The sequence below is a fragment of the Spongiibacter sp. IMCC21906 genome (assembly GCF_001010805.1).
In the GTDB taxonomy this organism is placed as follows: Bacteria; Pseudomonadota; Gammaproteobacteria; order Pseudomonadales; family Spongiibacteraceae; genus Spongiibacter.
In genome coordinates, this window is the sequence record NZ_CP011477.1 from 1,054,182 (window position 1) to 1,080,661 (window position 26,480).

Here is a 26,480-nt window from a genome sequence, read left to right on the forward strand (position 1 = left end):
GTGATGCTATAAAGGCGCTCCCACTCGGGGCGCCTTTTTTATTAGCCTTCGTTTTACTATCAACGTTACGCTAATGAATATTGATGCTGCCGCCAAGGATGACTAGACTGCCCGCTCCATCTTCAGTCAAGAGCGCGCTCCTTAATACGGGCAGAACCCAGTATGGATAGAACCAATATAAGCCCGAAGGCTTATTCAGAAAGGCGGCAATCTCTGCTTCTGGATATTGCCGTGGAGGAATTTTTGCGGGTTGGTTTTTCTGCCTGTTCAATGGATCATATTTCGCGGGTCTCGGGCGTAAGTAAGAGCACCATTTACCGGCACTACAACAATAAGAATGAGTTGCTGAAGGCTGTTACTCTGCGGTTAGCCGATGATCACTGCCGGCAAGTATCGGCTTTTGGTCTCGATGACGACGACCCTGTGGTCAGCTTGCGCCAGTTTGCTGAGCATATCTATAACATTGAAACCCAGCCCCGGCACCGGGAGTTTCTGCGACTTTATATTGCTGAGGCGCAAAATTTGCCGTTTCTAGCCCAGCTGGTGCGGGAATTTGGCGCGGGCAAAACCCTGGGCCGCCTCAGCGATTATTTCCGTTGTTTAATCGAGGCGGGGCGAATGGGGCACCCAGATCCTGATCAGGCCGCGCTGACATTTTATACCCTCGCTCGGGGTAATCTCCGGCCGCTATTCGGTAATCTGCTGGATGATGCAGAGGAGAAGCGGCGTCTTCATATTGATATTGATCTGTTTCTTAAGGGGTGTGAGTTACTTTGACTCGGGCCTTAAGGTAATTTTGAATGTTTCTCGCAACGGTTTTGCTTCCACACTAACTAATAGTTTATAGCGCGATATTCTTTATGTATTGCCATATTTCTTGGGGTGGATAATAGATACGAAACGGTATAGTATCGAAAATGCGAGAGAGTGTTTCGTGTGATTTTTAAATTCCGGGAGGGTGATAAGTGAATAATAATTACTCGGTTGGTGGGTTGGGGCGCCGGGCCTTGCTAAAGGCCGCTGTTGGTGGCTTTGCAGCAGGCTTGCTTCCAGGGCGGTGGGCAATGGCTGCAGCTGGTATGGCGGATCACGATATCAGTTGGTTGTCTATTTCTCAGCTGCAGGCAATGTATCGGCGCAGGGAGTTGTCACCCGTGGACGTGACGCAACACTTTTTGACGAGAATTCGTCAGCTAAATCCGGTGTTACATGCTTATCTGGCTGTTGATGCTGACGCCGCGATTGAGGCGGCCAGGCGGGCAGAGTCGGCGCTAATGAAGGGCGAGGCCACTGGGCTTTTGCATGGCATCCCGGTCTCGGTGAAGGACTTGTATATGACCAAAGGCTTGCCGACTACCCAGGGATCCCTGATTTATAAAGATTATATTCCTGAGGTTGATGAGATTCTGGTGGAGCGTTTACGCGGGGCGGGGGCGATCATTTTGGGTAAAACCAATACACCTGAATTTGCGACTTTTCCCAGAACCAAGAACCTGTTGCAGGCCGAGACTGTTAACCCCTGGAATACCGATTGTATTTCCGGAGCATCTAGTGGTGGGGCCGGTGCGGCAGTGGCGGCGGGAATGAGTTGCTTTGCGGTAGCCAGTGACGGGGGTGGCTCAACCCGTATTCCGGCCTGTTTTAATGGTGTTTTTGGTATGCAGCCCAGTGCTGGGCGTATTCCCATGCGTACTCCTCGGTCAGTGCATATGTCATCGGCAGGGCCGATGACATTACATGTGGAGGATGCTGCGATAATGTTGCAGGTGATGGCTGGCCCCGATCCCCGGGATCCCAGTGCGATTAAGCAAAAGCCTTTAGATTATGCAGCCGGGATGAGTGCAAGAGGGATAAAGGGTGCCCGAATTGCTTGGAGCAGGAATTTTGGTTTTATACCCATTGTTAATCAGAAGGTCATTGAAACTGTAGAGCAAGCAGCACAGCTGTTTACTCAGGCGGGCGCCCACATTGAAGCGCCAGATATTACCCTCCCGGATGAGGAGGCTTGGCAGGTGTTTCTTGCAATAAATGAAATTTCCTATTACCGGGGCAGTCGTTTGTTGGATTTTAGCCCAGAGCAGCAAGCCCTGCTGAGCCCACCGACTAAGGGGATGCTGGATTTGGTTCGGCGCTCGTCGAAATTGAGCGAGAAAGACATTTTCGGCATTTTTGAAAAACGCAAAAAACTTCAGTCGTGGGCTGACAATATTTTTCGTCATCATGATTTCATCTGTACGCCAACAGTGGGTATTACTGCGCCCAAGGTGCCTGAAGGAGAGTGGCAGCAGCCCTATGCCGACCCGGTATATGCCAAGCGTATCAGCACGCCGTATACCTATATTGCGAATACCTTGGGTTTGCCGGCGGTGTCTATTCCCTGTGGTTTTGTCGATGGCATGCCGGTGGGATTACAGGTAATTGGGAGGCGCTTTAACGATGTGGGCGTTCTGGCTATGGCTCAAACATTCTCGGTGATGCAGCCATGGGCTCGTGCTCATCCGTCGCTTGCTGGCTAGCTCAACAAGAGTCGAATTGCTTAATCGGCTTTTGTTAATGCGGTAATCACCTGCTTGCTGGTAGTGAGAGTCGCTAGGGGGGTCAGCATGTGCTCGACAATAGCGTCGTGGGCCTGCTGACTAGACCCAGCGATGGCGTCCTCTGGAATGACGATGTGATAGCCTCGATCCAGGCCGCCCAGTAACATGCCGGGAATGGCGGCATTGGTGGAAACGCCCGCCAATACCAGACATTTGCGTTGCAGATTGTGGAGCAGGGATTCTAGATGGTTACCGTAAAACGCCGTCATTCCCGAATAGCGGCGAACGATATGATCTGTTGGCTGAGGCGCCAGCCCGTCAACGATGTCAACTTGCGGGCTGCCCTCTAATAAGCCTTTTTTATGGTGGATATAGGCTACCGCCGGGTTGTTGATACTGACCCCGGCAAAATCGACGCGGTGCTCGACATTAATATAAATCACCGGCAGACCTTGTTCTCTGAATGCCGCAGCAAGGGCGGCAATTCTGGGAACAATTTGGCGGGTATTGGCGTGGGAGGTAATACCGGGCAGGACGCTGTGTTCTGCCTCAAGTAAGCCCCGCTGGCACTCATTGATCAGCAGGGCACTTTGATCCAGTAAGTTCAGTGTATTCATCGCGTTTGCCAATGTTAACAGTAGAGTTTACGCAGGCTGACTTTGTCGATTTTACCCGTGGGCATTTTGGGAATACTGTCGGCAAAAATAACACTGCGTGGCTTTTTGTAACTGGCAATCATTGTTTGGCAATGGCTGATTACTTCGGCCTCACTTAATTGTTCGCCTTCCCGCAATACAACCACAGCACAAACAGACTCCCCCCATTTTTCGTCAGGAAGTCCGATAGCTGCGCATTCACTGATAGCGGCATGACAAAGAATGGCGTCTTCCACTTCGCGAGAATAAATATTCTCGCCGCCGGAAATAATCACGTCTTTTTTGCGGTCGACCAGATATAACATACCGTCTTCGTCAAATAGGCCAACGTCGCCTGTATAGCACCAGCCGTCTTTAAAACCGTCCAGCGTGGCTTTGTGATTATTCCAATAGCCACGGGCCATGGCGCTGGACTGCACCACGATTTCTCCAGCGACCTCGGGTGGGCAAAGGTTGCCATTATCGTCTTCAATGCGAATACGGGTGCCTGGAAAGGGCTGGCCAACCGAGGTGAGCCAGCGTTTTTCCTTTTCCGAGCCATCGGGTCGGTGCTGCTCTCTTAGCAGCCCCGAGCTGAAGACTTCGGTTTGGCCGTAGAGATTGATAAAGATCGGCCCCAATAAATCCATGCCGCGTTTAAGAAGGGGTAGCGGCATTGCGGCGGCTGAGTACACCAGCGTGTGAAGTTTAGAAAAATCAGTTGTGGCTAGCTTGGGGTGATCCAGGACCATTTGTACCAGTGTTGGGGCAAGATGAAGAATGGTTACGCCATCGTTGTTGACTGCTTCCAACAGGCTTGCCGGGTCAAATAGTCGATGTAAGACTACCGTTCCGCCGCGAAAATGGATGCCCATTCCCATGGCCATGGCGCCGATATGAAAGAGGGGCATTACCAGTAAAATGCGGTCTTCTGGCCCCGAGCGGGTTTCCACTGACATGGTTTGTGCGCCCAGGCGCATTTCCCGTTGCCCGAGTATGCAACCTTTGGGCTTGCCGGTGGTGCCGCCAGTATAGATGAGTGCGGCAATATCCTGCTCCCGGGCTTTAAAGCTCGGGCCCTTGTCGCTGCCGGTGGCAATAAATGCTTCGTAATCCTGTGCCCAGTCCACGTGCCCATCTATGCACACGTATACTTCCACTGAGCTGAATTGCTCGCGAAGTTCTTCAATCATCTCGCTGTATTGCGCTTCAAAGAACAGAATTTTTGGCGCGCTGTCGGTGACGGTGTGACAAATTTCTGGGCCAGCCAGCCGGAAGTTAACGGTAGATAAAATCAAGCCACTCCATTGGCAGGCGGCAATAATTTCGCCATAAGCTAAGCTGTTCATGGACAGCACGCCAACCCGGTCCTGGTGATCTACGCCGGCATTTTGTGCAGCAGAGGCTATTTTTTTTGCGCGTATCAGAAGCTGACGGTGCGTAATGCTATTACCATCCATGAGATAGGCGGCTTGATTGGAAAAGCGCTGAGCATTGTCTTCCAGCGTGTCGGCAAGTGTAAAAGGCACGTGGTCTCTCACTATTTTCCCTCTTTGGTGTTGGTATTGTGTCGAGTTTCTTGCAGCCAGATTAAACTGCCACTTGAAAACTGAATATATGTTAGTTTATTATCTATTGCAATGCTTGTACAGAGACCGATAAAGCCCATGAATTTGTATTTAACAGATGAACAAAACATGTTGCAGGAGTCGGTGGCGCGCTTATTGGCCACCGAGTCTAACGGCGAACGGATTCGCGCCGCAGAGGCCTCAGGTTTCGATCCGGCGCTTTGGCAGCAACTGCAAAATATGGGGCTGAATTTAATGCGTCTGCCAGAGCAGGCGGGTGGTCTTGATAGTAGTTTGTTAGACGCCGTGTTAGTGGCTGAGCAAGCGGGTCGACATCTTGCCTCGGTGCCGTTAATAGAGCACATGGCGGCCTCTCGGCTGTTGGCGAAGATCGCTGCCGCAGGAAGTGATGCGGCGTCTAGCGCATTGGCTCAGCTTGCCGAAGGCAGTCTGATTACCTTTTTGCCGCAACGCTTTGTGAACACCCAAGCTCCGCTCAATGGCGCTGTGGTGGCCGACCATGTTTTGCTCGCCGACGAAAACGCTATTTATTTATTGAGCGCAGAGCATTTTAGTCCAGTTGCCAATTTGGCAAGTGGCGCACTGGGGCAGTTAAAAGATTCGGTAGAGTTGAGTGCCTTTTTAGTGGCCCAAGGAACTGAAATGTTGGCTGAGTTTGATGCGGCCTGTGACGAGTGGCGACTATTGTGTGCGGCTGCGCTAGGGGGTTTAGCTGAGCAAGGTCTGAGGATGGCCGCAGAGTATGCTAATGAGCGCAAGGCTTTTGGTGTACCTATTTCCAGTTTTCAGGGGATATCTCATCCATTGGCTGATGCCATTTCTCAAGCTGAGGGTACCCAGTTACTGACCCGAAAAGCAGTTTGGGCGTTGGCAGCCGCTCGCAGCGACGCCTCAGCCAGTGTGGCTATGGCATTTTGGTGGGCTGCCGAGACCAGTTCAAAAGCGATGGCCAAGGCACTGCATACCTTTGGTGGTTATGGGGTCTCGCTGGAATACGATATCCAAATGTATTACCGCCGGGCCAAGGCCTGGCCGGCTTGTGCGGGTGATGCGCAGCGTGCATTGCTTGATGCGGCGGATCGGCTGTGGCCGTCCCAGCGTTCTGTCTCTGCAGAAAGCAAGTTGCCGGACGCGGGTGATAATCACCAGGACTATAGCTTGGGCGCCGAGGCGGAAGCTTTTGCCGAACAGACTCGGGCCTTTTTTGCCAAACATATGACACCCGAGCTGCGTGCTCACGCCCATCATTCGGTAGATGGTTTTCACCCTGAGTTTAATAAGCTCGCGGCCAAAGAGGGCATGTTATTTCCCCATTGGCCTAAGGAGTATGGCGGTCTTGATAAAAGTGCCTACGACCTGGCAGCGATGACGGCGGTAATTGAGGCCGAGGGTTGGGAGCATGTTACTGCGCCTATTACCAATCAGGTAGCACAGATTGTTATGCGTTTTGGCACGGAGGAGGCGAAGGCCGAATCCCTTGAGCGGTTTGGGTCGGGTGAATCTCTGGCTTGCATGGGCTTTACTGAGCCCTCCTGTGGCTGCGATGTCTTTGCCGCAAAAACGGTTGCCGAGGAGCAGAACAATGGCGACTGGTTGATCAATGGTCAGAAAATTTTCACCACCGCAGCCAACCTGGCGGATTATTGTTTCTTGCTTGCCAGAACCAATAATGACAAACCCAAACACGCTGGCTTGAGTGTCTTTTTGGTGCCCATGACTTTACCGGGTATTGAGGTTCACGCCGTGCATACATTGCAGGATGAACGCACCAATATTGTGTATTTCAGCGATGTGAATTTACCCGCCAAGTATCTGGTGGGTGAGGTAGACGGTGGTTTAAAGGTTATGGCATCGACGCTGGAAATGGAACACGGCTCTGCGGATCAATATCGCCATGGCCATGTCACGGCATTTCACGCTGCAGAAAAATGGGCGTTACAGAATCAGCGCAACGGCAAGCCTTTGTTGGTCGACAACCAAGCAGCTGCTCGGCTGGCGCGCTCAAAGGTGCACTTGGAGGTCTCGACCCTGCTTTGTTATCGCGCCATATGGTGTATGTCAGAAAAAATACACAACCGCTACTGGGGGCCGATGGCGAAATTGTTTGCCACCGAGTACTACCAGCGCGATGCCGACGATTTAATGGACCTGTGTGCGCCATACAGCGTGATTCAACAGCGTGATGGGTTGGGGCATTTGGAAGTGGGTTATCGCCAATCTATCGGTACCACAATTTATGGTGGCACCAGTGAAGTTCAGCGTAGCTTGGTTGCCGAGCAAGCCCTGGGTCTGGCGCGTTCACGCGGATAAAAAGTTTTAGGAGAAGTAGGATGGAAAAATTTCCCCGTGGGAAATCCGCGATTGTGGGCGCTGCCACCTTTGGCATGGGCGAGGCGCATGGCTATAAGCCGATGGATCTGGTGGCACGCTCTGCTCATCTGGCTCTGGCCGATGCCAATTTAAAATTAAGTGATGTTGACGGATTATTTGTATGCACTGGCGACGATGCTTTGTCCGGTTTGGCGGCGGCGGAGTATTTGGGTATTCGTCCGCGTTTTACTGACAATAATCGCACTGGTGGCTCGGCGTTTTTCTCCCACGCCATTAATGCCGCGATCTTGCTCGAAATGGGCTATATCGATACTGCCTTGATTTGCTACGGCAGTAATCAACGCACTGGTGCGGGCGGATTGGTGTCGATGCGTCAGGCGTCACCGTATGAAAAACCGTATCGGCCAATGAACCCCTTGTCCTCTTATGCCTTGGCTGCGGCCCGGCATATGTATGAATTTGGCACCACCGAAACTCATCTGGCCGAGGTCGCTGTGGCGGCCCGGGCTTGGGCAAATTTAAACCCCGATGCCTTTATGTTTGGCAAGGGTGAATTGACGATTGAAGATTGCCTGAGTTCCCGCATGGTGTCGGATCCATTGCGTAAAACCGATTGCTGCCTGATCACCGATGGTGGTGCGGCTATTGTGATGACCCGGGCCGACCGCGCCAAAGATTTGGTGAAAAAGCCGGTGTATTTACTCGGCGGTGCAGCGGCGGTATGGCACTCCAATGTCGATCAAATGGAAAACCTTACGGTGACCCCGGCTGCGGAATCGGGGCAGCGGGCTTTCGCATTATCTGGATATAAGCCTGCGGATGTTGATGTGGTGAACGTTTACGATGCGTTTTCAATCAACACTATTTTGTTTTTGGAAGACCTGGGTTTTTGCCCTAAGGGTGAGGGCGGCAACTTTGTTGCTGGCGGTGCTATCGCCCCAGGGGGCAGCCTTCCGGTCAATACCAATGGGGGTGGTTTGTCTTGCTGTCATCCTGGTATGTACGGCTTGTTTACTATTATAGAAAACTGCATGCAATTACGTGGTGAAGCGGGACGGCGGCAAGTTGCCAATGCCCAGCTCGCCGTCTCTCATGGTAATGGTGGCACCTTGTCCAGTGAAGCAACATTGGTCTTAGGCACTGAGTCGACATTATAAAAATCTCGCAACGGAGTGAGCAATATGTCTTTTTTTGATCGTTATGAATTTTTCAAGTTTGAGCGTCGCGGCAAGGTGCTTAATATTATTCTCAATAACCCCGAAAAGTTAAATGCGTTTAGTGAAGAGGGGCACCGCGAATTGTCCCGGGTGTTTTTTGACGCTGCGGAAGATTTAGAGAGCGAGATTATTGTAGTGACGGGGGCGGGTCGCGCCTTCACTGCGGGCGGCGATTTGGAGTATATGCAAAAGCTGAGGGATAACCCCGAGCTGATGCACCGCACCATTCGCGAAGCCAAGCGCTTTGTGTTCACGCTGCTGGATTGTGAAAAGCCGGTAATTTGTAAGGTCAACGGCGACGCGATTGGCTTGGGCACCACTTTGTCTTTCTTGGCTGATATTACCTTTTCAACGGAAGCGGCTAAATTTGGCGACCCGCACAACAACGTTGCGCTTATGGCCGGTGATGGTGGCAGCGTAATTTGGCCGCAGCTGATGGGTTATGCCCGTGCCAAGCATTACCTGTTTACTGGTGACGTGATCAAAGGCAAAGAAGCCCAGGAAATGGGCTTGATTCACAAGGCGCTTGCTCCGGAAGAGTTGGACGCGGCAGTGGATGCCTACTGCGACCGCTTATTGGCTATGCCAATACAATCGGTGCGCTGGACCAAACAGGTAGTGAATATTCCCCTCAAGCAATTGGCTCACAGCATGATGGATGCGGGGATGGCCTATGAGCATATTGCTGGTCAGACTGAAGATCACCAAGAGGCGATTAATGCCTTCCGTGAGCGCCGCAAACCCGTTTTTCAAGGCAAATAAGAAAGACTAAACGGCAGGCTTCAGTTTGTCGTTTAGTTATTGTTTTTTCGAGAAGTGCCATGAGTGAAATGATGTCATCGGATAGCCCCATCACCCTGCAGAAGCAGGGACAGGTCACGCATATACAATTGAATAATCCCAAGCGTCGCAATGCCCTAAGTCGCGAAATGACAGGTTTGTTGATAGATACGCTACGGCAGGTTCATGCGGATGAAGATTGTCGTGCGATTGTGCTCAGCGGTCGTGGCGGGCATTTCTGTGCCGGTGGCGATGTCTCTGCCATGCAGGCAGACAGACCGATTCTGGGTTCGCGTCAGCGCATTGAATTTGCCCACCAGATTGTGCGCCTGCTTGCGGCGGGTCCCAAGCCTGTCATCTGTGCTATTGAGGGGGTGGCCTTTGGTCTGGGGCTGTCACTGGCCCTGGCCAGTGATGTGGTAGTGGCTGCCGAGGGCAGCTCGATGTGTGCGGTCTTCAATAAAGTAGGCTTAGTGCCCGACATGGGACTGATGTGGACATTGGCCCAGCGAGTGGGTGTAGCCAAGGCTAAGCAATTGTTTTTCAGTGCTGAGGTTTTGGGCCAGCCTGCAGCGCAAGCATTGGGTTTAGTCGATTTCAGTGCCGCCAAGGGTAATGCGATTGATGTTGCTTTTGCACGGGCCAAGGAGTTCTGCAGTGCGGCCCCTATGCCTATCGCTTTAGTTAAGGCGGCCTATGCCAAAGGTTTTTCCTCGTTGGAAGATGCCCTGCGAGCAGAGGTGGATTACCAGCCCGCGCTGTATCTCAGCGAAGATCATCAGGAAGGTGTGGCGGCGTTTTTTGAAAAACGTAAACCAGTGTTTAAAGGTAAATAAAATTGAGTAGCTGGGCCAAGTTTCACTGACAGGGAATAAATAACCATGGCGACAAGCTATGAAAAATTACTGGCTTTGAACGTGCCGGAAAAAACGGTGCATTACACAGCCAAAGACTGCCAGCTTTATGCCTTGAGTCTGGGCCTGGGTAGTAATCCCATGGACTCAGTTGAGCTGGATTTTGTTTACGAAAAAAACCTGAAAGTGCTGCCCAGTTTGTCAATGACGTTGGCTCATCCTGGATTTTGGGCGCGGGATCTCGACAGCGGCCTGGACTGGGTAAAGATTCTTCATGCGGGCCAGTCTATGACTCTGCATGAGCCCTTGCCCAGCGATGCTGATATTGTCGCCCGCAGTCGCATTGTAGATGTGATTGATAAGGGTGAGGGAAAAGGCGCGTTGGTCTACTTTGAGCGTCAGCTTATCGATCGGCAAAACGGCACCCTGTATTGCACGATGGTACAGACTATGTTCTGCCGTGGCGATGGTGGCATGGGGGGAAATGAAGCACTTAAGCCTGTGGTTCACCGTATTCCCCAGCGGTCAGCAGATGCGATTGATGTTCAGCAGACCTCGCTGCAAATGGCATTGCTGTATCGCCTGAATGGCGATATGAATCCTTTGCATGCTGATCCTGACATTGCCACCAAGGCGGGATTTGAACGTCCCATCTTGCAGGGGTTGGCCAGTTTTGGTGTGGCATGTGCCAGTGTGATCAAACTGTGTTGTGACCATGAGCCGAAACGTATGTTGAGTATGGACTGTCGGTTCAGTGCCCCGGTCTATCCAGGTGAAACCTTGCGCACTGAGGTATGGAACGAGGCTGAAGGAATCTACTTTCGGGTGTCTATCGATGGCCGCGATGCCCATGCCATTGATAATGGCTTTGTCTCACTACGGCCAGTGAGTTAATTTTCGCGGCTAATAATAATAGTTAATTTTGATGGGTAAGATATGAGTGATAAAAATTTAGATAGTGCTGCCAGCGTTACCATCAGCGATATAGATTTTCCGGTATGGGATGCTGACAGCCATCTTTACGAAAGTGAGGAAGCTTTTCTTCGCTACCTGCCCAGGCAATTTGCAAAAGATTTTCAATTCATCGATATCAAAGGTCGTAAAAAATTAGCTATTGATGGGGTGATTACTGACTATATTCCCAACCCGGACTTTGCGGTGGTTGCCGCTCCAGGTGCTCACGAAAAATGGTATCGGGGCCAAAATCACGAGGGCTTATCAATGCGTGAGCTCAGTGGTAAACCGCTATCGCCACCAGAGCCCTGGCGAACGGGCAGAGGCAAGCTGCTGGAGCTGGATCAGCAAGGCATACATGCCTCAATGGTGTTTCCAACTTTGGCCTCGGTGGTCGAGGCGCGCTTGGGGCATAAGCCGGAATCCATCGCCGCATTATTCTCTTCCTTGAATAGCTGGGTTGAAGATGAGTGGGGATTTTCTCGCAGCAAGCGTCTCTACCCCGTTGCCATGATCAATTTGTCTGATGTCGATCTGGCTGTTAAAGAATTGGACATTGCACTTCAACGGGGTGTGAGGGTGGTCGGTATTCGCCCGGCCCCTGTGCCGGGGCCTTTAGGTGGTCGTTCGCCTGGTGATCGGGAGTTTGATCCCTTTTGGGCTCGGGTAAACGAAGCGGGTATCTTTGTGTGTCTGCACGCTTCGGACTCTGGTTATGACGATATGAGCCGCCGCTGGGAAGGCGGGGCTAAAGAGTGGATTCCCTTTGAGCCAACGCCGTTTAAAGCTTGTTTGGATGCCTTAGGGCGGGCGATTAGCGATAGCTTATCTGCGCTGATTTGCCACGGGGTGTTCGAGCGTTTTCCCAATGTGCGGGTGGTGTCGGTGGAAAATGGAGCGCACTGGCTGCCTTCTTTGCTGCATCGTCTGGAGCGGGTGTATGGTCAGATGCCCACTTATTTTAAACGGCACCCAGTAGCGCAATTTCGCCAGCATATTTTTGTGGTGCCATTTTACGAAGATAATATCAGTGAGTTGGCGAAGTTGATTCCCGTCGAACGAATTTTGTTTGGCAGTGACTTTCCTCACCCCGAAGGCTTGCCTCAACCTTTAGATTACCTGAGTGAGTTTTCGGTATTGCCCAAAAATAGCATTCGTAAAATAATGAGCGAGAATTTGCAGGGCTTGCTGAAAGGTTCGCGGGACTAATATGTCTGCTTAATAGGCCCTGTAGTTTGGCGAGGCTAGGGCCTGATCAGCGTGTTTTTTATTGCTGTGATTTAAACCGTGATAATTCAGCGGGCCGCGAGTGTGCAAAAAATCGTAGTTCGATGTTTGCAAATGAGAAAGCGTTGGCTCTGCAAGCAGCGCGAGCACTTTAGGTCGGGGCGATGACACGTTGTGCTTTTATCCTCAATACGAAATGCTTGTGGTCAGACCGATGAATAGGGGGTTGTGTACAAACGGTCTTTTCACCTTTATTCGAGTTTAAACTCCAGAATACCGTTATCCATCACCACTGCATCCCGTTCAATGCAGATAACTCGGAAGTACGCTTTGCCGGGTTGAGCGTCATACCAGATTTCGGTCCGCAGAGTTTCATCTGCAAATATCGGCGCTTTATAGCGCAGACCCATGTGCAACAGTCGATCTGGCTGGTTAGCACAAGCCATGTGTAACAGCGCGCGACCAGCAACACCAAAGGCGCAAACTCCTCGTAGCGGAGGTTTTCCCTCAGCACCTGGCGTATCTTTTAGTGCGCCCACAAATTGTTCGCCAAGGTGATAGCGGGTGTTGTCACGGCCAGGGGTTGCCAAGTCCAGCTGTTGATCGGGGCTGCGATCAGTGGGCACTTTTACAGGGGCCGGGGTGTTTGTTGCGCTACCACCAAAGCCGCCGTTGCCGACAAGAAAAGTGCCGATGCGAATGGTAGCAACGGGGCTGTTGTCGTCATCGCTGAGCACACGATGTTCATACATAAAGGCGCCCTTGCCATGGCCGCGATCGTAAACTTCCTCGACATGATAATTGGCAGTGAGTGTCGCCGCACTGGCAATGGGTTTGTGAATAGTAATGGATTCTTCGGCATGTAAGGTTTTTCGCCAGTCGATGCCTGTTGCTGGATCCATTGTCCACATGCTGCCTTCATTCAAAACAATTGACATCATTGGCAGGGCTTTAAGTGTGTCGTCGTTGCGAATGTATTGGGTTTCTTCGGAGGCTATAGCGGGATTGCCACCGGCGGCGATTCCCAGCGCATAGGCAATGCAATCGCTTCTGTTATAAGACTCGGTAAGTGACTCAAACGGCCAGTTCATCACGGTATCGTAATCTAATTGCGTGGGATGGCTTTTAGTGTCTGCTGCGCTCATAACATTCTGTCTCAATAAGTCGCGCTTGATAATACCGGCGCGCGAGTTCGGTCTTGTTGCTTTAATAATAACTTATAATGTATCAGTTATGAAGTTAATAATTTAGTTAAAGGTCTATAATCAAAGGAATATATTAAAATATTGGGATGTTGGTGTCGGTTTTGATGGCTGATTGTATGTTTGTTATTTGGGGTGTTAGGTGTGATTTTGGTAGCTGCTGCGGAGGCGGGAGTACATTTTCAGACGGCAGGCAAGTGGATCGAGTCACGATATGAGCCGACTAGGACGGGCTTGTCTAATAGAGATTTATAACGCCTTTGCTTAATTGCGCTGTTAATACAATTGGCGATAACAAGAACTTGAAGCTACTGCTTGGCTGGGTAGCGTAATGGCCCGCAGTGACCGTTCAATTAGTGTTAGCAGGCCCTAAGTTAATTTCTTGAGAAAATTGAGAAGTGCTGCACTTGCCATATCGTTGCGATCGCCTGCAACCATATGCCCCGCACCTTTAATATCTACAAAATCCAGTTGGGGAATATCTCGCTTTAAGTCGGCAACGCTTTCCATACTGACAATGGTGCTTAATTGCCCGCGTATCAACAGGCAGGGCTGGGTAATTCTTGGGGCCGCGTTTTGCATACTTGCACTGAGCTCTTTGACCTTATCTTGCCAGTCACCGGCAATAAAGGCGGGGTCCCAGTGCCAAACCCAACGGCCATCTTTGCGTTGCCGAAGTACACGCTTGAGGCCGGACTGACTGGACTGTTGCTGTCGGTGGGGGTTGTGTTTGGCGATGCTTTGCTGGGCGTCATGTAAAGTGCTGAAGCCTTCGGGGTGGGCTTGCATAAAATTGACGATTCCTTGGGCGCCAGCAATTTCTATGGTGGGGCTGACATCGACAAGCACCAGTCCGTGGCACAGCTCAGGGCGTTGTGCTGCCAGCAATAGCGATAGGGCGCCGCCAATGGAGGCCCCGACAAGTATCACCGATTTGCCTGTTTGTTTGCAGCAGGCGTCAAGGTCTTCCAGCATGGATTCAAATTGGTAGTCACCATCGCTGGCCCATTCAGATTCACCGTGGCCGCGTAAATCAATGCTGATAGCGCAATAGCCCGCGTTAGCGAGGGTGTTTGCAGTTGACTGCCAGGATTGCCGGGTTTGACCGCCACCATGCAGCAGAATAACGGTGGGGGCGCTACTCGGCCCAAAGCGGTCTGCTTTGAGTTTAAGTTGTTTTTTGCCCTTGAACTCCAGGTTTTGGGGGACGCTTTGATTGTTGGTGTTTTGCATTATTGAAGGCTTCCCTGGTCGTTTTTTTGCCGCAGTTCCTGCTTTTAATTAAAGAATATCTTCTTAGTTATTGCTTGTCTTGCTAACACATTTATTTGATATTTTACGTCACAGAACCATTTCCCATTGTGGACAATGATTGCGCCAATAAATGACTATATGTTAGTTTATGCTATTGATATACAGCTCGCCAGTCAATCCCCAGGAGGTAATGTGCGCGACGCGGTAATAGTGGCAACAGCTCGAACACCCATTAGCAAAGCTTACAAAGGGGCATTTAATAACAGTAAGTCGCCGAGTATTGCTGCTGCGGCAATACGCGCGGCGGTAGAGCGTGCCGGTCTGGCTGGAGAGGAGATTGAAGATTTAATTTTGGGTTGCGTTTTAACGGCGGGGACTCAGGGCTTAAACGTAGCTCGGGCTTCGACTCTGGCAGCAGGCCTGCCTGTGACGGTGCCGTCACAGACAGTTGATCGTCAGTGTTCATCGGGGTTAATGGCGATTGCGATTGCCTCGCGACAAGTTATTGCCGATGGAATGAATGTGGTATTGGCTGGCGGCGTAGAAAATATTACCGCCATGAACGCACCTTATTTTCAATGGGCGCGAGAAGAGCGCGATCCCGCAGTATTGAAATTCCATAAGCACGCGTATATGCCTATGCTGGAAACGGCTGAGTTTGTCGCTAAAAAATACCGGGTAAGTCGTGCCCGACAAGATGCTTATAGCTTGCAGTCCCAATTGCGGATGGCTGCAGCTCAGGCTGAGGGGCGTTTTGATCAGGAGATTGTTCCGGTCACTGTGACTCAGGCTGTTAAGAACAGAGAGAGCGGAGAAGTTAGCTATCGCGAAGTGACGATTGAAGGCGATGAAGGTTGTCGTCCCAATACGACTTTAGCTGGTTTGGAAGCGTTGCAACCGGTCGTTGAAGGCGGTTGCGTCACGGCAGGTAATGCCAGTCAGTTATCAGATGGTGCCTCGGCCTGTGTGGTAATGGAAGCAGGTGAGGCAGCGAGGCGTGACTTGGCGCCATTAGGCCGTTATATCGGAATGGCTGTTATGGGCAATGCACCAGAGGAAATGGGCATTGGCCCTGTTTATGCCATTCCTAAATTATTAGCTCGACATGGGCTGAATATTGACGATATCGGCTTATGGGAATTAAACGAAGCCTTCGCCGTACAGTGTCTTTACTGTCGGGATGCTTTGGGTATTGATCCTGAGCGCTACAACGTCAATGGTGGCGCTATTGCCATGGGCCATCCTTATGGCATGAGTGGTGCGCGCATGGTGGGGCACGCGTTAATTGAAGGTCGACGCCGTGGAGTTAAGTATGCGGTGGTGTCGATGTGTATTGGTGGCGGTATGGGTGCAGCGGGTCTGTTTGAAGTATTTTCCTGAGGGTTATATTTATGAGTGATGCGAATCCACTGGTGCTATTGACGATTAATGGGGCCATTGCCGACGTTTGTTTTAACCGCGCCCAGGCACTGAATGCCATTACCGTGGAGATGGCAATTGAACTACGAGATATTTTTTCGGCATTGGCACAGAACAGCAATGTTCGCGCGGTTATCTTGCGCGGTGAGGGCCGGGCTTTTATGGCGGGTGGCGACCTTAATTATTTTCGCCAGGCTGATAATAAGGAGGCAGCCGCTAATGCCTTGATAGAGCCCATTCACGAGGCGGTGAGTTTAATGGCAAGCCTGCCCCAAGTCGTAATTGTCAGTTTGCACGGTGCGGTGGCCGGGGCGGGAATGAGTCTGGCGATGGCTGCCGACCTCGCGGTGGCGGAACAGGGGACCGTGTTTAATATGGCCTATGCAAAGGTAGGAAATAGCCCTGATTGCTCTGGTTCTTGGAGCTTGCCACGGCTTGTTGGAACGCGTCGAGCCCTTGAAATCGCGCTGCTGTCAGATGATTTATCTGCGGAACAGGCCCTTGATCTGGGGTTGATTAACCGCCTGGCCGATAAAGGTCAGCAGGAATTTGAAGCGAAAAAGTTAGCTGAGCGTATTGCGGATAGCTCCCCTGCGGCGATGAGAAATATTAAAAGGCTAATGCGCCAAAGCCATAGTCATGGTCTTGCGGAGCAGCTGGATGCAGAAGCAGAGGCTTTTGCGACTACCGCTGGTGAAGAAGATTTTAGTGAAGCAGTCGAAGCCTTTTTTGAGCGCCGTAAAGCGGTGTTTCACGGTAGATAGCTATTGTTGCGCGGCCTCAGAAAAAGCGAGGCCTTTACCTGCCACTCATCCATAATCCAGTAAAGGAAGCGGCCTGTGACGGCGATGGATAAAAAAACGATACAACACCGCGTTCAGGCAGAGGGGGTTGCCCTCAATGTTTTCGAATGGCCGGGTTATTCGCCAGACAGTCCGGTCATGTTGTTGGTGCATGGCTATCGTGCCAATGCACATTGGTGGGATGAAGTTGTTACTGCGTTTGCCGGGCATTATCGTATTGTCGTGCCGGAATTTTCAGGAATGGGCTTGAGTGGGTGGCGAGAGCGCTATGATCACTGGCAGGGTGCACGCGACCTTGCGGCGGTATTCGATGTTTTAGATATTGTTGTGGATATTGCGGTGGCTCACAGTTGGGGCGGCTATCAAATGCTGGGTTTTTGTTGTGATAACCCTGAGCGAGTCCGGCAATTAATATTGGTGGATAGTTTTTTTATGGTTGGACCGGATCAAGATATTCCCGCCGGGGCGCCCATTGGTAATACCCGAGTCTATGCAGATAAGCACGAAGCCGTTCAGCGCTTTAGAACCTCTCCTCGGCAACCAATTCCAGAGCCGCGTCGAGTCGCCTTGGCTGAGGCATCACTGCGGGAAGTCGAAGGTGGTTGGTCGTGGAGCTATGATCCACAGCTACCAATGCTTGACCCAAGTGACGATGATGAAAATTTGCTGAGGGCGCTGGAAACACCATGTGATTTTATTCTGGCTGGTTCCGGCGGCGTGGTGAGTTATGACCGGGCAAAAACAACTGCAGATCTCGCAGCTTGTCGTTCACTCATCGTGTTTGAGGATGCTCATCATCATCTTATGTTGGAGTGTCCCGAGCGGTTGGTGAAATGTATTTCTGATCTGGTTGACGAGTGACTGCTTGATAAAATATTGGCCACAAATAATCAATAAGCTGACGTTTACAAAAGGCTTGAGAGGAGGAGTGCGAGGTTGGTTTGAGAGAACAGCGCTTGGCTTATAGTCCTCTGTAGAAGCAGGCGCCGTAAATAGCGCCCGTAATGAGGTATTGGAAGCTCTACATTGTGTTTTATAATGTGCAGTTTGTAGGGGGGGATTTTAAACCCGCCCTGTGACCGGAATAAGGGCACCGGTGATAGCTTCCGCTTTTGTCGATAACAAGAAACACAGCACATCGGATAATTGTTTGGGAGTTACCCAGCTGGAAAAATCGGCATCGGGCATGTCGCGCCGATTAATAGGGGTGTCGATAACACTGGGCAATACGGCATTCACGCAAACATTGTCTGCCTTGCCTTCTTCAGCCAGTGATTCAGTCAGTTTGGCCACGCCAGCTTTAGATGCTGCGTAGGGGCCAAAACCTGCACCTGCTTTGCTTGCACCGGCTGCGCCAATATTTACAATTCGGCCTGCGGACTTGGTCAGTGAGGGAAGAGCGGCACGGCAGGCATTGCTTGCGGTAAGCACATTGATTCGAAACATCTTGTCCCAGCTGCTGGTTTCACCATCTGCCAGGGTCTCCCAGCAAAAGCCACCGGCGATATTGGCAAGGCCGTGAATGGCACCGTATTTTTCTGCGATTTTGGTAAACACTGTGGTGCTGGCGTCGACGTCAGTAAGGTCGATACCACTAAAACCCTCAAAGTTTTTTGCCTCAAAGTCTATTTGGGCGTAGTCGATACCAATAACGGTCGCGCCTTCATCCAGGGCGGTTGTAATCATGGTGGCGCCAAGATTGCCTTTGGCACCGGTGACGACAATAATTTTTCCGTCTAGCAAGGCCATACTGAATTCCTTTAATATTCTGTGAGTGTTAACGAGCTGGTTAAGCTCGTTTTAAAACCGATACGACGCAGGCGCCGCCGAGGCCGATGTTATGTTGTAACGCTATGTTGGCGTTTTCGACTTGGCGTTCGCCTGCGGTGCCACGTAAATGCCAGGTCAATTCGGTGATTTGCGCTAAGCCTGTTGCCCCCAGGGGGTGGCCTTTTGAGAGCAGGCCGCCGGAAGGGTTGGTTACCACCTTGCCGCCATAGGTATTGTTGCCTTCGACAACAAATTTTTCTGCGCCTCCTTCTGGGCACAGTCCCAAGGCTTCATAGCTAACGACTTCGTTAGTGGAAAAACAGTCGTGTAATTCCACTAAATCAATTTCTTCTGGAGAAACGCCAGATTGTTCATACGCAGAAGCTGCTGCGCGTCTGCTGGCATCAGCTCCAATAGCGTTAATCATGCTGCCGCTGCTAAAGCTGGCATCGGTGTCTGTGGTTAAGGCCATGCCCGCAATTTCGATAAGGTTCTTTAAACCTTTCCTTTGTGCATAGCGTTCAGAGACGACCAGCACGGCGGCGCCACCGCAGGTTGGTGGGCAGCACATCAGTCGGGTGAGGGGGCCGAATATAGCCGGTGAACTCATAACTTGCTCGAGGCTAAGCGGGTCGGTGAACATGGCGTAGGGATTGCGGCGGGCATGATCCCGGGCTTTCACCGAAACCCGGCCAAACAGTTCAGCGCTAGCGCCGTATTTCTCCATATATTCACGGCCGGCACCACCGAAATACTGAGCGGCTTGCATGGCCTTGTCATCCCATCCCTGGATGAGACTGACGGTTTTGTCGAGTCGTGCAGTTGTGGCCTTGCGATCACTGGTGCTGCTGGCAAGGGCGCCACTGGGCATTTGATCAAACCCAACTGCGAGGGCTACATCTACTGCGCCGGACTCAACCGCCTGGCGAGCTAAGAATAATGCGGTAGAGCCTGTTGCGCAGGCATTGTTGACGTTGATGATCGGGATTCCGGTCAAGCCAACAGAATATAAGGCGGTTTGTCCTGAGCAGGTATCACCAAACACAAATCCAGCATAGGCTTGTTGAACTTCTTGATAGTCGATTCCGGCGTCGTCCAAGGCTGCGCGGGCAGCTTGGGCGCCTAGCACATCGTACTCTTCGCTTTTACCGGGCTTGGTGAATTTCACCATGCCGACACCGGCGATAAATGCTTTGCTCATAATGTAGGCCTATTTGTTCTTGGTGCCGTGTTTATTTGGCGAAATCGTGAATGGTTAAGCTCGGTGCATCTAGAAAGATTGCGTCGCTTGCTGCGGCAATGCCTTCGGCAGTCAAATCACCGTTTTCACCACGACCGCGAATGCCTTCAGCAGATACCAGCTTTAACTCCCTGATACTCTGGCCCGAGGCGAATAGGCAGTGGCCGGTTTTTTGGCCAGAGAGATCGCTAACCATATAGAGCATTGCTTCCGCGACGTGGGCCGGGTCTAACAATTGCTTTTGTTCGTCGTTCATTAAAGGTGCGGTCAAGGCCGACGTAGCGGCAGGAGCTAGGGTCCAAACCCGGATACCCGCTTTGGCACCCTCAATGGTCAATACATTGGACATGCCGAATACCCCAGCCTTAGCTGCTGCGTAATTCAGTTGGCCAAAATTGCCCACCAGGCCAGAGGTGGAACTGGTGTTCACAATAACGCCGCCGCCGTTCTCTTTCATCCAGGCAAAAACTGGTTGGGTGACAGTAAACATGCCTTTAAGGTTGACACCTAAAACGCTGTCCCAGTCGGCCTCGGTGAGCTTTAGAAAGCTTTTATCCCGTAAAATACCGGCGTTATTAATAAGAATATCTGCTGAGCCAAAAGCCTCTAGTGCTGTTTCTAATAAGGAGGCGCCGCCAGCCATTGTTGCAATATCGGCAGTGTTTGCCGCCGCTTTGCCGCCGTTGGCAATAATAGTTTGCGCAACGTGTTCTGCCAGGAATTCACCGCTTTCATTTTTACCTAAATCGTTAACTACAACAGCGGCACCGTGTTCGGCAAGAGATTTTGCATAGGCTTCGCCAAGGCCGCGGCCAGCGCCAGTGATAATCGCAACTTTATTGTCCAGAAGGGCCATCTTAACTCCATTAAGTGACATAGTGTCAGTTCTGTGTTTGTTGTTAAGCCTGTCTCGCTGAGGGCGGACAGGCTTAAAGTGCTAGGGCTTGATAGAAGAGTGCTTTTTAGCTCTTGGCACCGACGTCCAGCATTTTGCTTAATTGACCGGTAACGTCGCCAAAGGTAACAGGACCCGTATGCTGAGCGGGGGGAACTCCTTTACCTTCAGTATTGGTGAAGCTCAGGTCGACATCACTGGCCTGGGCTCGCAGCGCACCGACAGTGCAGTCTTCTTTCTTCATGTGTTTGAAGGGGTCAAACTGGAAGGCCTTCATGGCATTCAAATGCGTGATCATGTCGATCTCTTCATCTGGAATGTCTTTGATACTGGGCCACAGTGTTTCTGGCGCCTTTGGCCAGGTTGAGTCTGAGTGGGGGTAGTCACACTCCCAGGTCATTTTTGACAGGCCCGCATCGTGGCGTACTTTGATGCCGACTTTATCGTCAATGAAGCAGGTGTAAACGTGTTTAAGGAACAGTTCGCTTGGCTTCATGCCGCCAAAGTCCTGGTTGGTCCAAACATGGCGCTCATGAACATAGTCAATACGCTCAAGGAAATGCGGAATCCAGCCTACGCCACCTTCTGACAAAGCAAAACGGATGTCTGGGAATTTACGCAGAATGGGCGAGAATGTCAGGTCGGTTGCGGTCGCATATAAGGAAACCGGCATGTTAGCGATCATGACATCAACAGGCGACTCTATTGACGGTACGGCGTTTGACGCGTCGGCAATATGCAGGCAGACAACAACCCCGGTATCGCTACAGGCTTTCCATAATGGATCCCATAATGGGTTGTGCAGGCTGGGAAGCTTACTCAAACAAGGGTTGGGCGGGAAAGAAATGGCGTAGCAGCCTTTTTTGGCAATGCGGCGTACTTCTTCTGCAGCGGCAATAGGGTCCCAGTTACTGACAATACCTACAGGAATGAAGCGACCGGGGTAAGCACCGCACCACTCATCGATATGCCAGTCATTCCAGGCGCGAACAATGGCAAGGCCGAGCTCGCGATCCTGTACTTTTTCTAGTGTCTGACCGCCAACCCCAACAAAGGAGGGAAAGTTCAGGCCTGCAAGTTGCCCGTTGACGTTCATGTCGCCAATACGAGAATGCACGTCATAGGTGCCTTTGCGAAGCTGGGCAAAACCGGTGGGTTCAAAGCCGTATTCTTCAGGGCGGCGGCCAGCAACGGCGTTAAGGGCAATATTGGGCACCGGCATGTCGCCAATCATCCACATATCTTCACCCTGTGGGCCTTGCACAACGTGGGGCATGCGGCCTTTAAATTTGGCAGGGGTGTGTTGATCAAACATGTTTGGCGGTTCAATCAAGTGATCGTCGACGCTGATCAGGACCATATCGTCCATATTCATACTGGCTTCTCCTTCCGGGCCAGCTTGGCTGGCAGGGATCTTATTGGTTGGTGATTAAAAAATAACTAGTAGTCAGTTATAGTTTGCGCATAGCCCCGAAATTTGTCAAAGCTTTTTATGTTAAGTTGTCTTAATAATTGACATACTGTCAGTTGTTGGTCTGGAAATCAAACCGCCTATCGTTAGAGTTTTATGCTGCTTCCTCGGCTTGTTCTACGGTTAGTCGTGGGCTGTGTGGGTGATTTTTGAGGGCTTATTGTTAAGGCACCTCTGATTAATTCGGTAATGTTTCAACGGAGTCTCTGGCGCGCACTGGCAAGGCGCGATGCGAACGACTGCATGGATGCAGGAGGTAGCGCAACGAAGCCCAGTGTTCGCCAGAGGCCTGCCCCTCGGGGCTTAGCCAAAACGGATCCACTGCATTGCCGCCACTTGAAAGGCAAGCAGCATCCTTCATGTCGGCGCCTTGTTGAGCCGCTTTTGGCTGAGCTTGAGATATCACCGAATTAATCAGAGGTGCCTTGAATATTCCTCTTTTTACAGCAGCTTATATTTTTTTACAATATTGGTTAATGCGTATGATTTTTGCCTTAGCGTGTGTTCTTTTGTTGCTGTCTTTATCTTCGGTTGTTTCACTGAAATACCGTCAGCTTAAGGTGTGGTCAGCGCTGTATTGGTTGCTGGCGGTCACAGGGCAATTGTTTGCGTTGCCGATTTTAATCATAGCATTAAGCCTGTTTTTAACTGGAAGAGATCAGCCTGGTGTAGCAATTGTTTCTGCAGTAACTGCACTGGCAGCTTCGTTGAGTTTGCTAAAGCAGTTGCAGGTTCGCAAGGCGGTTGCGACCTTTGCTGAAGACTTGGGAATTGCTACTCGCAGGGACTTTTATTATTCCTGGCAGAAAATCTGGCGCTCTGTGTTGGTATTGCACTGTAACCGTCGTGGAATGCAGCTCGATAAAAATATCAGCTACGGTGACTTGGCTGAGCAGCGCTTGGATATATACCGTCTAGACACTAGTAAGAGTGCTATGAGTACCTCTGAGCTAATGCCAATCTTGATTCACATTCATGGCGGCGCCTGGGTGGCAGGCAAAAAAGGGCAGATGGGGCGCCCATTAATACACGATATGGCCACCGAGGGTTGGCTAGTCGTAGATATTGAATATCGGCTGGGGCCGGAACACCGCTATCCGGCAATGATAGAGGATGTGTTAAAAGCCATTGCCTGGGTGAAGACTCATGCGGAAGAGTATGGTGGCAGCGCTAACTTCATTGCTCTTACAGGTGGATCGGCAGGGGGGCATTTGAGCGCTTTAGCTGGATTGTTAGATTGTGGTGAGCGGCGGGGGTTGCAGCAAGGTTTTGAGGAAGTAGATACCCGGGTTCAGGCTATTGTGCCTTTTTATGGCCGCTACGATTTTCTGGACCGTTTTAACATCATTAATGATCCCAAAATCAAACAATTTATGATTGATAAAGTGATGCCTGTTGGGCCCATTGATGCGGGTGAACAACTGTGGCGTCAGGCCTCGCCCATTGATCATGTTGCTGGGCATTTTCCGCCCTGTTTGCTTATTCACGGTAGCTCAGATTGCATGATAGATGTGGCGGAGGCCAATGCGTTTGTTGATGCTCAGCGCCCTTTGAGTACAGCCCCTTTTTATTTTGTAACGGTGCCGGGAGCACAGCATGCCTTTGATTTGGGCTATTGCCTGCAGGCGGAGGCGGTTAATACATTAACACAGTATTTTTTGAAAGATTGTTATCGGCAGTTTGTCAGCTCGACCTCGTTTGAAAAGTCGTAACAAAAGATCGAATTGTGGAGTAGCAATGATTAAATTCCCCATTAGTAGTAGATGGTCGCGTCTGGAATCTGCATTGGCGACGGCGGGAACCTATGATGAATGGCGAGAGTTGGCCGGACAGCTTGACGAGCTGTCTGGTGCGAATAAATGGAAAGCTAGCATCGATAGTGAATATTTTGATGCCAACCAGATTAGTATGCGTTATCGGCGTATGCAGGATTGCTTGGACAACGGCGACTATGAAGAACTCCTGTTTACCTTGAATGAAGGTATTCACGGCAATATGGCCGGTATGGGAAGTGCGGCGCTATATTCCCGGGCGCGCTTTGGCACCAAACAGTTGATTGTAGACTTTGTCGAGCTTATCGCCAGTGCCCTGCGGCGTTTGGTTGACGCCCCGGAAGCCGTTATCAGCAAAGAGCAAAAGCGCAATTTTTTTCGCCGTGCCAGCCATTGTTATGGACGTTCAGCGCTTAGCTTAAGCGGTGGGGCGGGGTTGATTTATTTTCATCATGGCGTTGTTGACGCTCTGCTGGCTGAGGACCTGTTGCCCAGAGTGATTTCTGGTGCCAGTGCTGGCTCCTGGGTATGTGCTCAAATTGGCACCCTGAGTGACAGGGAGCTAAATGGTTATTTTAAAAACAAGCGATACGATGGCCGATTTTTTAAATTCAGTGAGCTGATTCGGGAGCGTTCAAGCCAGGTTGTGGCATCGGCGAGAGACGATATGATCGATTCTTTTGTGGGTGATATGAGCTTTGAAGAGGCCTATGAGCATACTGGGCGGCATATTAATATCTCGATAGCGCCCCATGAGAAACATCAAAAATCACGATTAATGAACGCGATGACGTCGCCTAATGTCACCATTCGGTCAGCGGTAAAAGCATCATCGTCGCCCAGTGGATTGGCACCACCGGTGCAGTTGGAAGCCAAGGATTCGCGCGGTCGACTGAAGGCGTATTTGCCTGGGCGTTATTGGGTAGATGGCTCCACCGCCGATGATCTGCCGTTTAAGCGCCTGGCACGTTTATATGGCGTTAATCATTTTATTGTCAGCATGATTAACCCAGCAGGTTTGCTAGCTAACATGGAGCCTGGCTTCTCAAGTCAAGAGAATATTTTTCGCTCGGTGAAGCGAGTTTATTTCTCGGCATTAAAGGAGTCGGTCAGAAACGTACGGCGTTTTTCTTCAAAAACGGCCATTACTTCGTCGATTGATTACATGCTTTCAAGTTTCTACCAAGTGCTTGATCAATCCTATGCCGGGGATATTGATATTACCCTGAGTTTAAAACATCTTCGTCTTCGCAATCTGCTGTATCAGTATGCCAATGACGGTGAAATAGAGGCGATATACCGGGGGGGATTAGAAGCGAGTTGGCCAAAGTTAGAACAGATTCGCATGGCGAGTTTGATCAGTAAGGAGATCGACAATTGTCTTGAGCGGCTGGAGATTGATGCCATACATCAAGCTGGCCACGATGCCTTGCTTCATCACCCGCTATTGTAAGTTGGGGGGATATTTGTTTAACCGTCCCCAGTTAATAGGCGTGTTGCAGAAAAGCTCTTAGCTATTGTTACCGCGTATTTTCTCGATAATATCTGTCATTACCTGTTGGGAATGAATGCTGAGATTACTGGCTTTTAATGACAGGATGCCGAGTGTTCTGAGGTCACCATGATTGGCGACTTGATGGTCGATTCTGAGGAACTCACCTGTTTCAAATTCGGTACTAACATTTAGATCTGCGGTTGCAAATATCGCGTTTGTCCGGCGTGTTATCTCTTTCAGGCTTTGGATGTTGGGACAAACGATTTGGCGTTTTCGTTGCCAAGCTTCATCATCGATGCTATTCCAACGCAGTGATTCCCACGTACTTTCATGAACGTTGGTTGGCGTCAGTATGTGGTATTCGTATATTTGCTGAAGTGGAACCTTGGTGTTGTTGCTCAACGGATGGCCTTGCCTGACATAAAAACTACCGCGAATCTGTCTCAATTGGGTGAGGTGAATATCCCGCATATCAATATTGCTGAAGTCGGTAATGTCCGCGACAAAAAAATCAATACTGTGATCTTGTAGCAAGCTCATCAAGGTGCTTCTTGATTCTACTTTTACTTGTACTTGCATTAAGTTTGAGTGTTTAACAACATCCATTAAAGTATCGGTAAGGAAAATGTCCGCAGTAACGGGGTCCATGCCAAACAGCAATACACTGCGTGCGCCACTGCTTAGTGCCCGGGCGTCTGCATACAACTCTCCGGCTTGAGAGAGTAATTCACTCGCCTTGTTGATAATAATTTGACCCTCAGCGGTGAGTTCTATTCCTGTGGATTTGCGCCTGAATATTTTGATGCTTAGCTCATCTTCCAGAGACTGAATACTTCTGGTTAGCGCCGATTGGGTGATATGTAGTTTCTTGCTTGCTGCAAGGAGAGAATGCTCTTGGGCAACAATCAGGGCGTGGAGCAGTTTTTGTAAATTGAGCGTCTTCATCTGTGAGTTGTGCATCTTTATTTAGTTATGAGTATGTCGCATAGCAAGCTAGCATTTTTTGCATTTGGATTATATGTGAAGAAGCATATA

General features: G+C 50.6%; 22 protein-coding genes. 13 read left to right on the top strand and 9 right to left on the bottom strand.

Going from position 1 to position 26,480, the window contains the following annotated elements; translation table 11 throughout:
* The first annotated feature begins 162 nt into the window (after positions 1–162).
* Positions 163–777, top strand: a complete 615-nt coding sequence (locus IMCC21906_RS04915; protein ID WP_047011234.1) for a TetR/AcrR family transcriptional regulator — start codon at positions 163–165, stop codon at positions 775–777.
* Positions 778–965: 188 nt separating this feature from the next.
* Positions 966–2,516: an amidase gene (locus IMCC21906_RS04920; RefSeq protein WP_047011235.1), complete on the top strand. Its 1,551-nt coding sequence runs from the start codon at positions 966–968 to the stop codon at positions 2,514–2,516.
* A 20-nt stretch (positions 2,517–2,536) separates the two neighbouring features.
* Here the strand turns inward: IMCC21906_RS04920 and IMCC21906_RS04925 are convergent, their stop codons facing one another.
* Both IMCC21906_RS04925 and IMCC21906_RS04930 read right to left on the bottom strand, forming a co-directional pair.
* The gene (locus IMCC21906_RS04925; RefSeq protein WP_047011236.1) at positions 2,537–3,154 is read right to left on the bottom strand and encodes an isochorismatase family cysteine hydrolase; all 618 of its coding nucleotides are present in this window, start codon (positions 3,152–3,154) and stop codon (positions 2,537–2,539) included.
* Positions 3,155–3,168: 14 nt separating this feature from the next.
* Positions 3,169–4,701: an AMP-binding protein gene (locus IMCC21906_RS04930; protein WP_197085954.1), complete on the bottom strand. Its 1,533-nt coding sequence runs from the start codon at positions 4,699–4,701 to the stop codon at positions 3,169–3,171.
* Between the two features lie 138 nt (positions 4,702–4,839).
* Here IMCC21906_RS04930 and IMCC21906_RS04935 point away from each other — a divergent pair, with 138 nt between their 5' ends.
* From IMCC21906_RS04935 to IMCC21906_RS04960, 6 genes are read left to right on the top strand one after another with little or no spacing between them, the layout of a single operon-like run.
* The gene (locus tag IMCC21906_RS04935) at positions 4,840–7,071 is read left to right on the top strand and encodes an acyl-CoA dehydrogenase (protein ID WP_047011238.1); all 2,232 of its coding nucleotides are present in this window, start codon (positions 4,840–4,842) and stop codon (positions 7,069–7,071) included.
* A 20-nt stretch (positions 7,072–7,091) separates the two neighbouring features.
* Positions 7,092–8,249 carry a thiolase gene (locus IMCC21906_RS04940; RefSeq protein ID WP_047011239.1) on the top strand — a complete coding sequence of 386 codons (1,158 nt, stop codon included), beginning with the start codon at positions 7,092–7,094 and terminating at the stop codon, positions 8,247–8,249.
* Positions 8,250–8,273: 24 nt separating this feature from the next.
* Entirely contained in the window at positions 8,274–9,071 is a 798-nt protein-coding gene (locus IMCC21906_RS04945; protein WP_047011240.1) for an enoyl-CoA hydratase/isomerase family protein, read from the top strand.
* A 59-nt stretch (positions 9,072–9,130) separates the two neighbouring features.
* Entirely contained in the window at positions 9,131–9,925 is a 795-nt protein-coding gene (locus IMCC21906_RS04950; protein WP_047011241.1) for an enoyl-CoA hydratase/isomerase family protein, read from the top strand.
* 45 nt (positions 9,926–9,970) lie between these two features.
* On the top strand, positions 9,971–10,837 hold the full coding sequence (locus tag IMCC21906_RS04955; RefSeq protein WP_047011242.1) for a MaoC/PaaZ C-terminal domain-containing protein: 867 nt from the start codon (positions 9,971–9,973) through the stop codon (positions 10,835–10,837).
* 42 nt (positions 10,838–10,879) lie between these two features.
* Positions 10,880–12,106: an amidohydrolase family protein gene (locus IMCC21906_RS04960; protein WP_047011243.1), complete on the top strand. Its 1,227-nt coding sequence runs from the start codon at positions 10,880–10,882 to the stop codon at positions 12,104–12,106.
* Positions 12,107–12,375: 269 nt separating this feature from the next.
* Here IMCC21906_RS04960 and IMCC21906_RS04965 read toward each other — a convergent pair whose 3' ends face one another.
* Positions 12,376–13,269 (bottom strand): MaoC family dehydratase N-terminal domain-containing protein, encoded by an 894-nt coding sequence (locus IMCC21906_RS04965; RefSeq protein WP_047011244.1) that lies wholly within the window; start codon positions 13,267–13,269, stop codon positions 12,376–12,378.
* 426 nt (positions 13,270–13,695) lie between these two features.
* Complete coding sequence (locus IMCC21906_RS04970; protein ID WP_047011245.1) at positions 13,696–14,559, bottom strand: alpha/beta fold hydrolase; 864 nt, start codon at positions 14,557–14,559, stop codon at positions 13,696–13,698.
* Between the two features lie 213 nt (positions 14,560–14,772).
* Between IMCC21906_RS04970 and IMCC21906_RS04975 the strand changes: the two genes are divergently transcribed.
* From IMCC21906_RS04975 to IMCC21906_RS04985, 3 genes are all read left to right on the top strand, one after another.
* Complete coding sequence (locus IMCC21906_RS04975) at positions 14,773–15,960, top strand: acetyl-CoA C-acyltransferase (protein WP_047013147.1); 1,188 nt, start codon at positions 14,773–14,775, stop codon at positions 15,958–15,960.
* Positions 15,961–15,971: 11 nt separating this feature from the next.
* A complete protein-coding gene (locus IMCC21906_RS04980; protein WP_047011246.1) occupies positions 15,972–16,763 on the top strand; it encodes an enoyl-CoA hydratase/isomerase family protein in 792 nt (263 codons plus the stop codon).
* An 84-nt stretch (positions 16,764–16,847) separates the two neighbouring features.
* Positions 16,848–17,663: an alpha/beta fold hydrolase gene (locus tag IMCC21906_RS04985; protein ID WP_047011247.1), complete on the top strand. Its 816-nt coding sequence runs from the start codon at positions 16,848–16,850 to the stop codon at positions 17,661–17,663.
* Positions 17,664–17,864: 201 nt separating this feature from the next.
* On the opposite strand, the gene IMCC21906_RS04990 is transcribed toward IMCC21906_RS04985, so the two are convergent.
* From IMCC21906_RS04990 to IMCC21906_RS05005, 4 genes are all read right to left on the bottom strand, one after another.
* Positions 17,865–18,551 (bottom strand): SDR family NAD(P)-dependent oxidoreductase, encoded by a 687-nt coding sequence (locus tag IMCC21906_RS04990; protein ID WP_047011248.1) that lies wholly within the window; start codon positions 18,549–18,551, stop codon positions 17,865–17,867.
* A 40-nt stretch (positions 18,552–18,591) separates the two neighbouring features.
* Complete coding sequence (locus tag IMCC21906_RS04995) at positions 18,592–19,773, bottom strand: lipid-transfer protein (protein ID WP_047011249.1); 1,182 nt, start codon at positions 19,771–19,773, stop codon at positions 18,592–18,594.
* A gap of 31 nt (positions 19,774–19,804) precedes the next feature.
* Positions 19,805–20,668 (bottom strand): SDR family NAD(P)-dependent oxidoreductase, encoded by an 864-nt coding sequence (locus IMCC21906_RS05000; protein WP_047011250.1) that lies wholly within the window; start codon positions 20,666–20,668, stop codon positions 19,805–19,807.
* A 106-nt stretch (positions 20,669–20,774) separates the two neighbouring features.
* Positions 20,775–22,082, bottom strand: coding sequence for an amidohydrolase family protein (locus IMCC21906_RS05005; protein ID WP_082117358.1), 1,308 nt, complete (start codon positions 22,080–22,082; stop codon positions 20,775–20,777).
* A 578-nt stretch (positions 22,083–22,660) separates the two neighbouring features.
* On the opposite strand from IMCC21906_RS05005, the gene IMCC21906_RS16245 reads away from it, so the two are divergent.
* Positions 22,661–23,890, top strand: a complete 1,230-nt coding sequence (locus IMCC21906_RS16245) for an alpha/beta hydrolase (RefSeq protein ID WP_197085955.1) — start codon at positions 22,661–22,663, stop codon at positions 23,888–23,890.
* A 25-nt stretch (positions 23,891–23,915) separates the two neighbouring features.
* Positions 23,916–25,403, top strand: coding sequence for a patatin-like phospholipase family protein (locus IMCC21906_RS05015; protein ID WP_047011251.1), 1,488 nt, complete (start codon positions 23,916–23,918; stop codon positions 25,401–25,403).
* Between the two features lie 57 nt (positions 25,404–25,460).
* On the opposite strand, the gene IMCC21906_RS05020 is transcribed toward IMCC21906_RS05015, so the two are convergent.
* On the bottom strand, positions 25,461–26,390 hold the full coding sequence (locus IMCC21906_RS05020; RefSeq protein ID WP_047011252.1) for a LysR family transcriptional regulator: 930 nt from the start codon (positions 26,388–26,390) through the stop codon (positions 25,461–25,463).
* Positions 26,391–26,480 lie beyond the last annotated feature (90 nt).

Coding starts and splice junctions, on each gene's coding strand:
- IMCC21906_RS04990 (WP_047011248.1), bottom strand. CDS start 18,551: ATGGCCTTGCTAGACGGAAAAATTATTGTCGTCACCGGTGCCAAAGGC.
- IMCC21906_RS04955 (WP_047011242.1), top strand. CDS start 9,971: ATGGCGACAAGCTATGAAAAATTACTGGCTTTGAACGTGCCGGAAAAA.
- IMCC21906_RS16245 (WP_197085955.1), top strand. CDS start 22,661: ATGATTTTTGCCTTAGCGTGTGTTCTTTTGTTGCTGTCTTTATCTTCG.
- IMCC21906_RS04985 (WP_047011247.1), top strand. CDS start 16,848: ATGGATAAAAAAACGATACAACACCGCGTTCAGGCAGAGGGGGTTGCC.
- IMCC21906_RS05015 (WP_047011251.1), top strand. CDS start 23,916: ATGATTAAATTCCCCATTAGTAGTAGATGGTCGCGTCTGGAATCTGCA.
- IMCC21906_RS05020 (WP_047011252.1), bottom strand. CDS start 26,390: ATGAAGACGCTCAATTTACAAAAACTGCTCCACGCCCTGATTGTTGCC.
- IMCC21906_RS05005 (WP_082117358.1), bottom strand. CDS start 22,082: ATGAATATGGACGATATGGTCCTGATCAGCGTCGACGATCACTTGATT.
- IMCC21906_RS04925 (WP_047011236.1), bottom strand. CDS start 3,154: ATGAATACACTGAACTTACTGGATCAAAGTGCCCTGCTGATCAATGAG.
- IMCC21906_RS04940 (WP_047011239.1), top strand. CDS start 7,092: ATGGAAAAATTTCCCCGTGGGAAATCCGCGATTGTGGGCGCTGCCACC.
- IMCC21906_RS04915 (WP_047011234.1), top strand. CDS start 163: ATGGATAGAACCAATATAAGCCCGAAGGCTTATTCAGAAAGGCGGCAA.
- IMCC21906_RS04970 (WP_047011245.1), bottom strand. CDS start 14,559: ATGCAAAACACCAACAATCAAAGCGTCCCCCAAAACCTGGAGTTCAAG.
- IMCC21906_RS04995 (WP_047011249.1), bottom strand. CDS start 19,773: ATGAGCAAAGCATTTATCGCCGGTGTCGGCATGGTGAAATTCACCAAG.
- IMCC21906_RS04945 (WP_047011240.1), top strand. CDS start 8,274: ATGTCTTTTTTTGATCGTTATGAATTTTTCAAGTTTGAGCGTCGCGGC.
- IMCC21906_RS04935 (WP_047011238.1), top strand. CDS start 4,840: ATGAATTTGTATTTAACAGATGAACAAAACATGTTGCAGGAGTCGGTG.
- IMCC21906_RS04960 (WP_047011243.1), top strand. CDS start 10,880: ATGAGTGATAAAAATTTAGATAGTGCTGCCAGCGTTACCATCAGCGAT.
- IMCC21906_RS05000 (WP_047011250.1), bottom strand. CDS start 20,668: ATGGCCCTTCTGGACAATAAAGTTGCGATTATCACTGGCGCTGGCCGC.
- IMCC21906_RS04965 (WP_047011244.1), bottom strand. CDS start 13,269: ATGAGCGCAGCAGACACTAAAAGCCATCCCACGCAATTAGATTACGAT.
- IMCC21906_RS04980 (WP_047011246.1), top strand. CDS start 15,972: ATGAGTGATGCGAATCCACTGGTGCTATTGACGATTAATGGGGCCATT.
- IMCC21906_RS04950 (WP_047011241.1), top strand. CDS start 9,131: ATGAGTGAAATGATGTCATCGGATAGCCCCATCACCCTGCAGAAGCAG.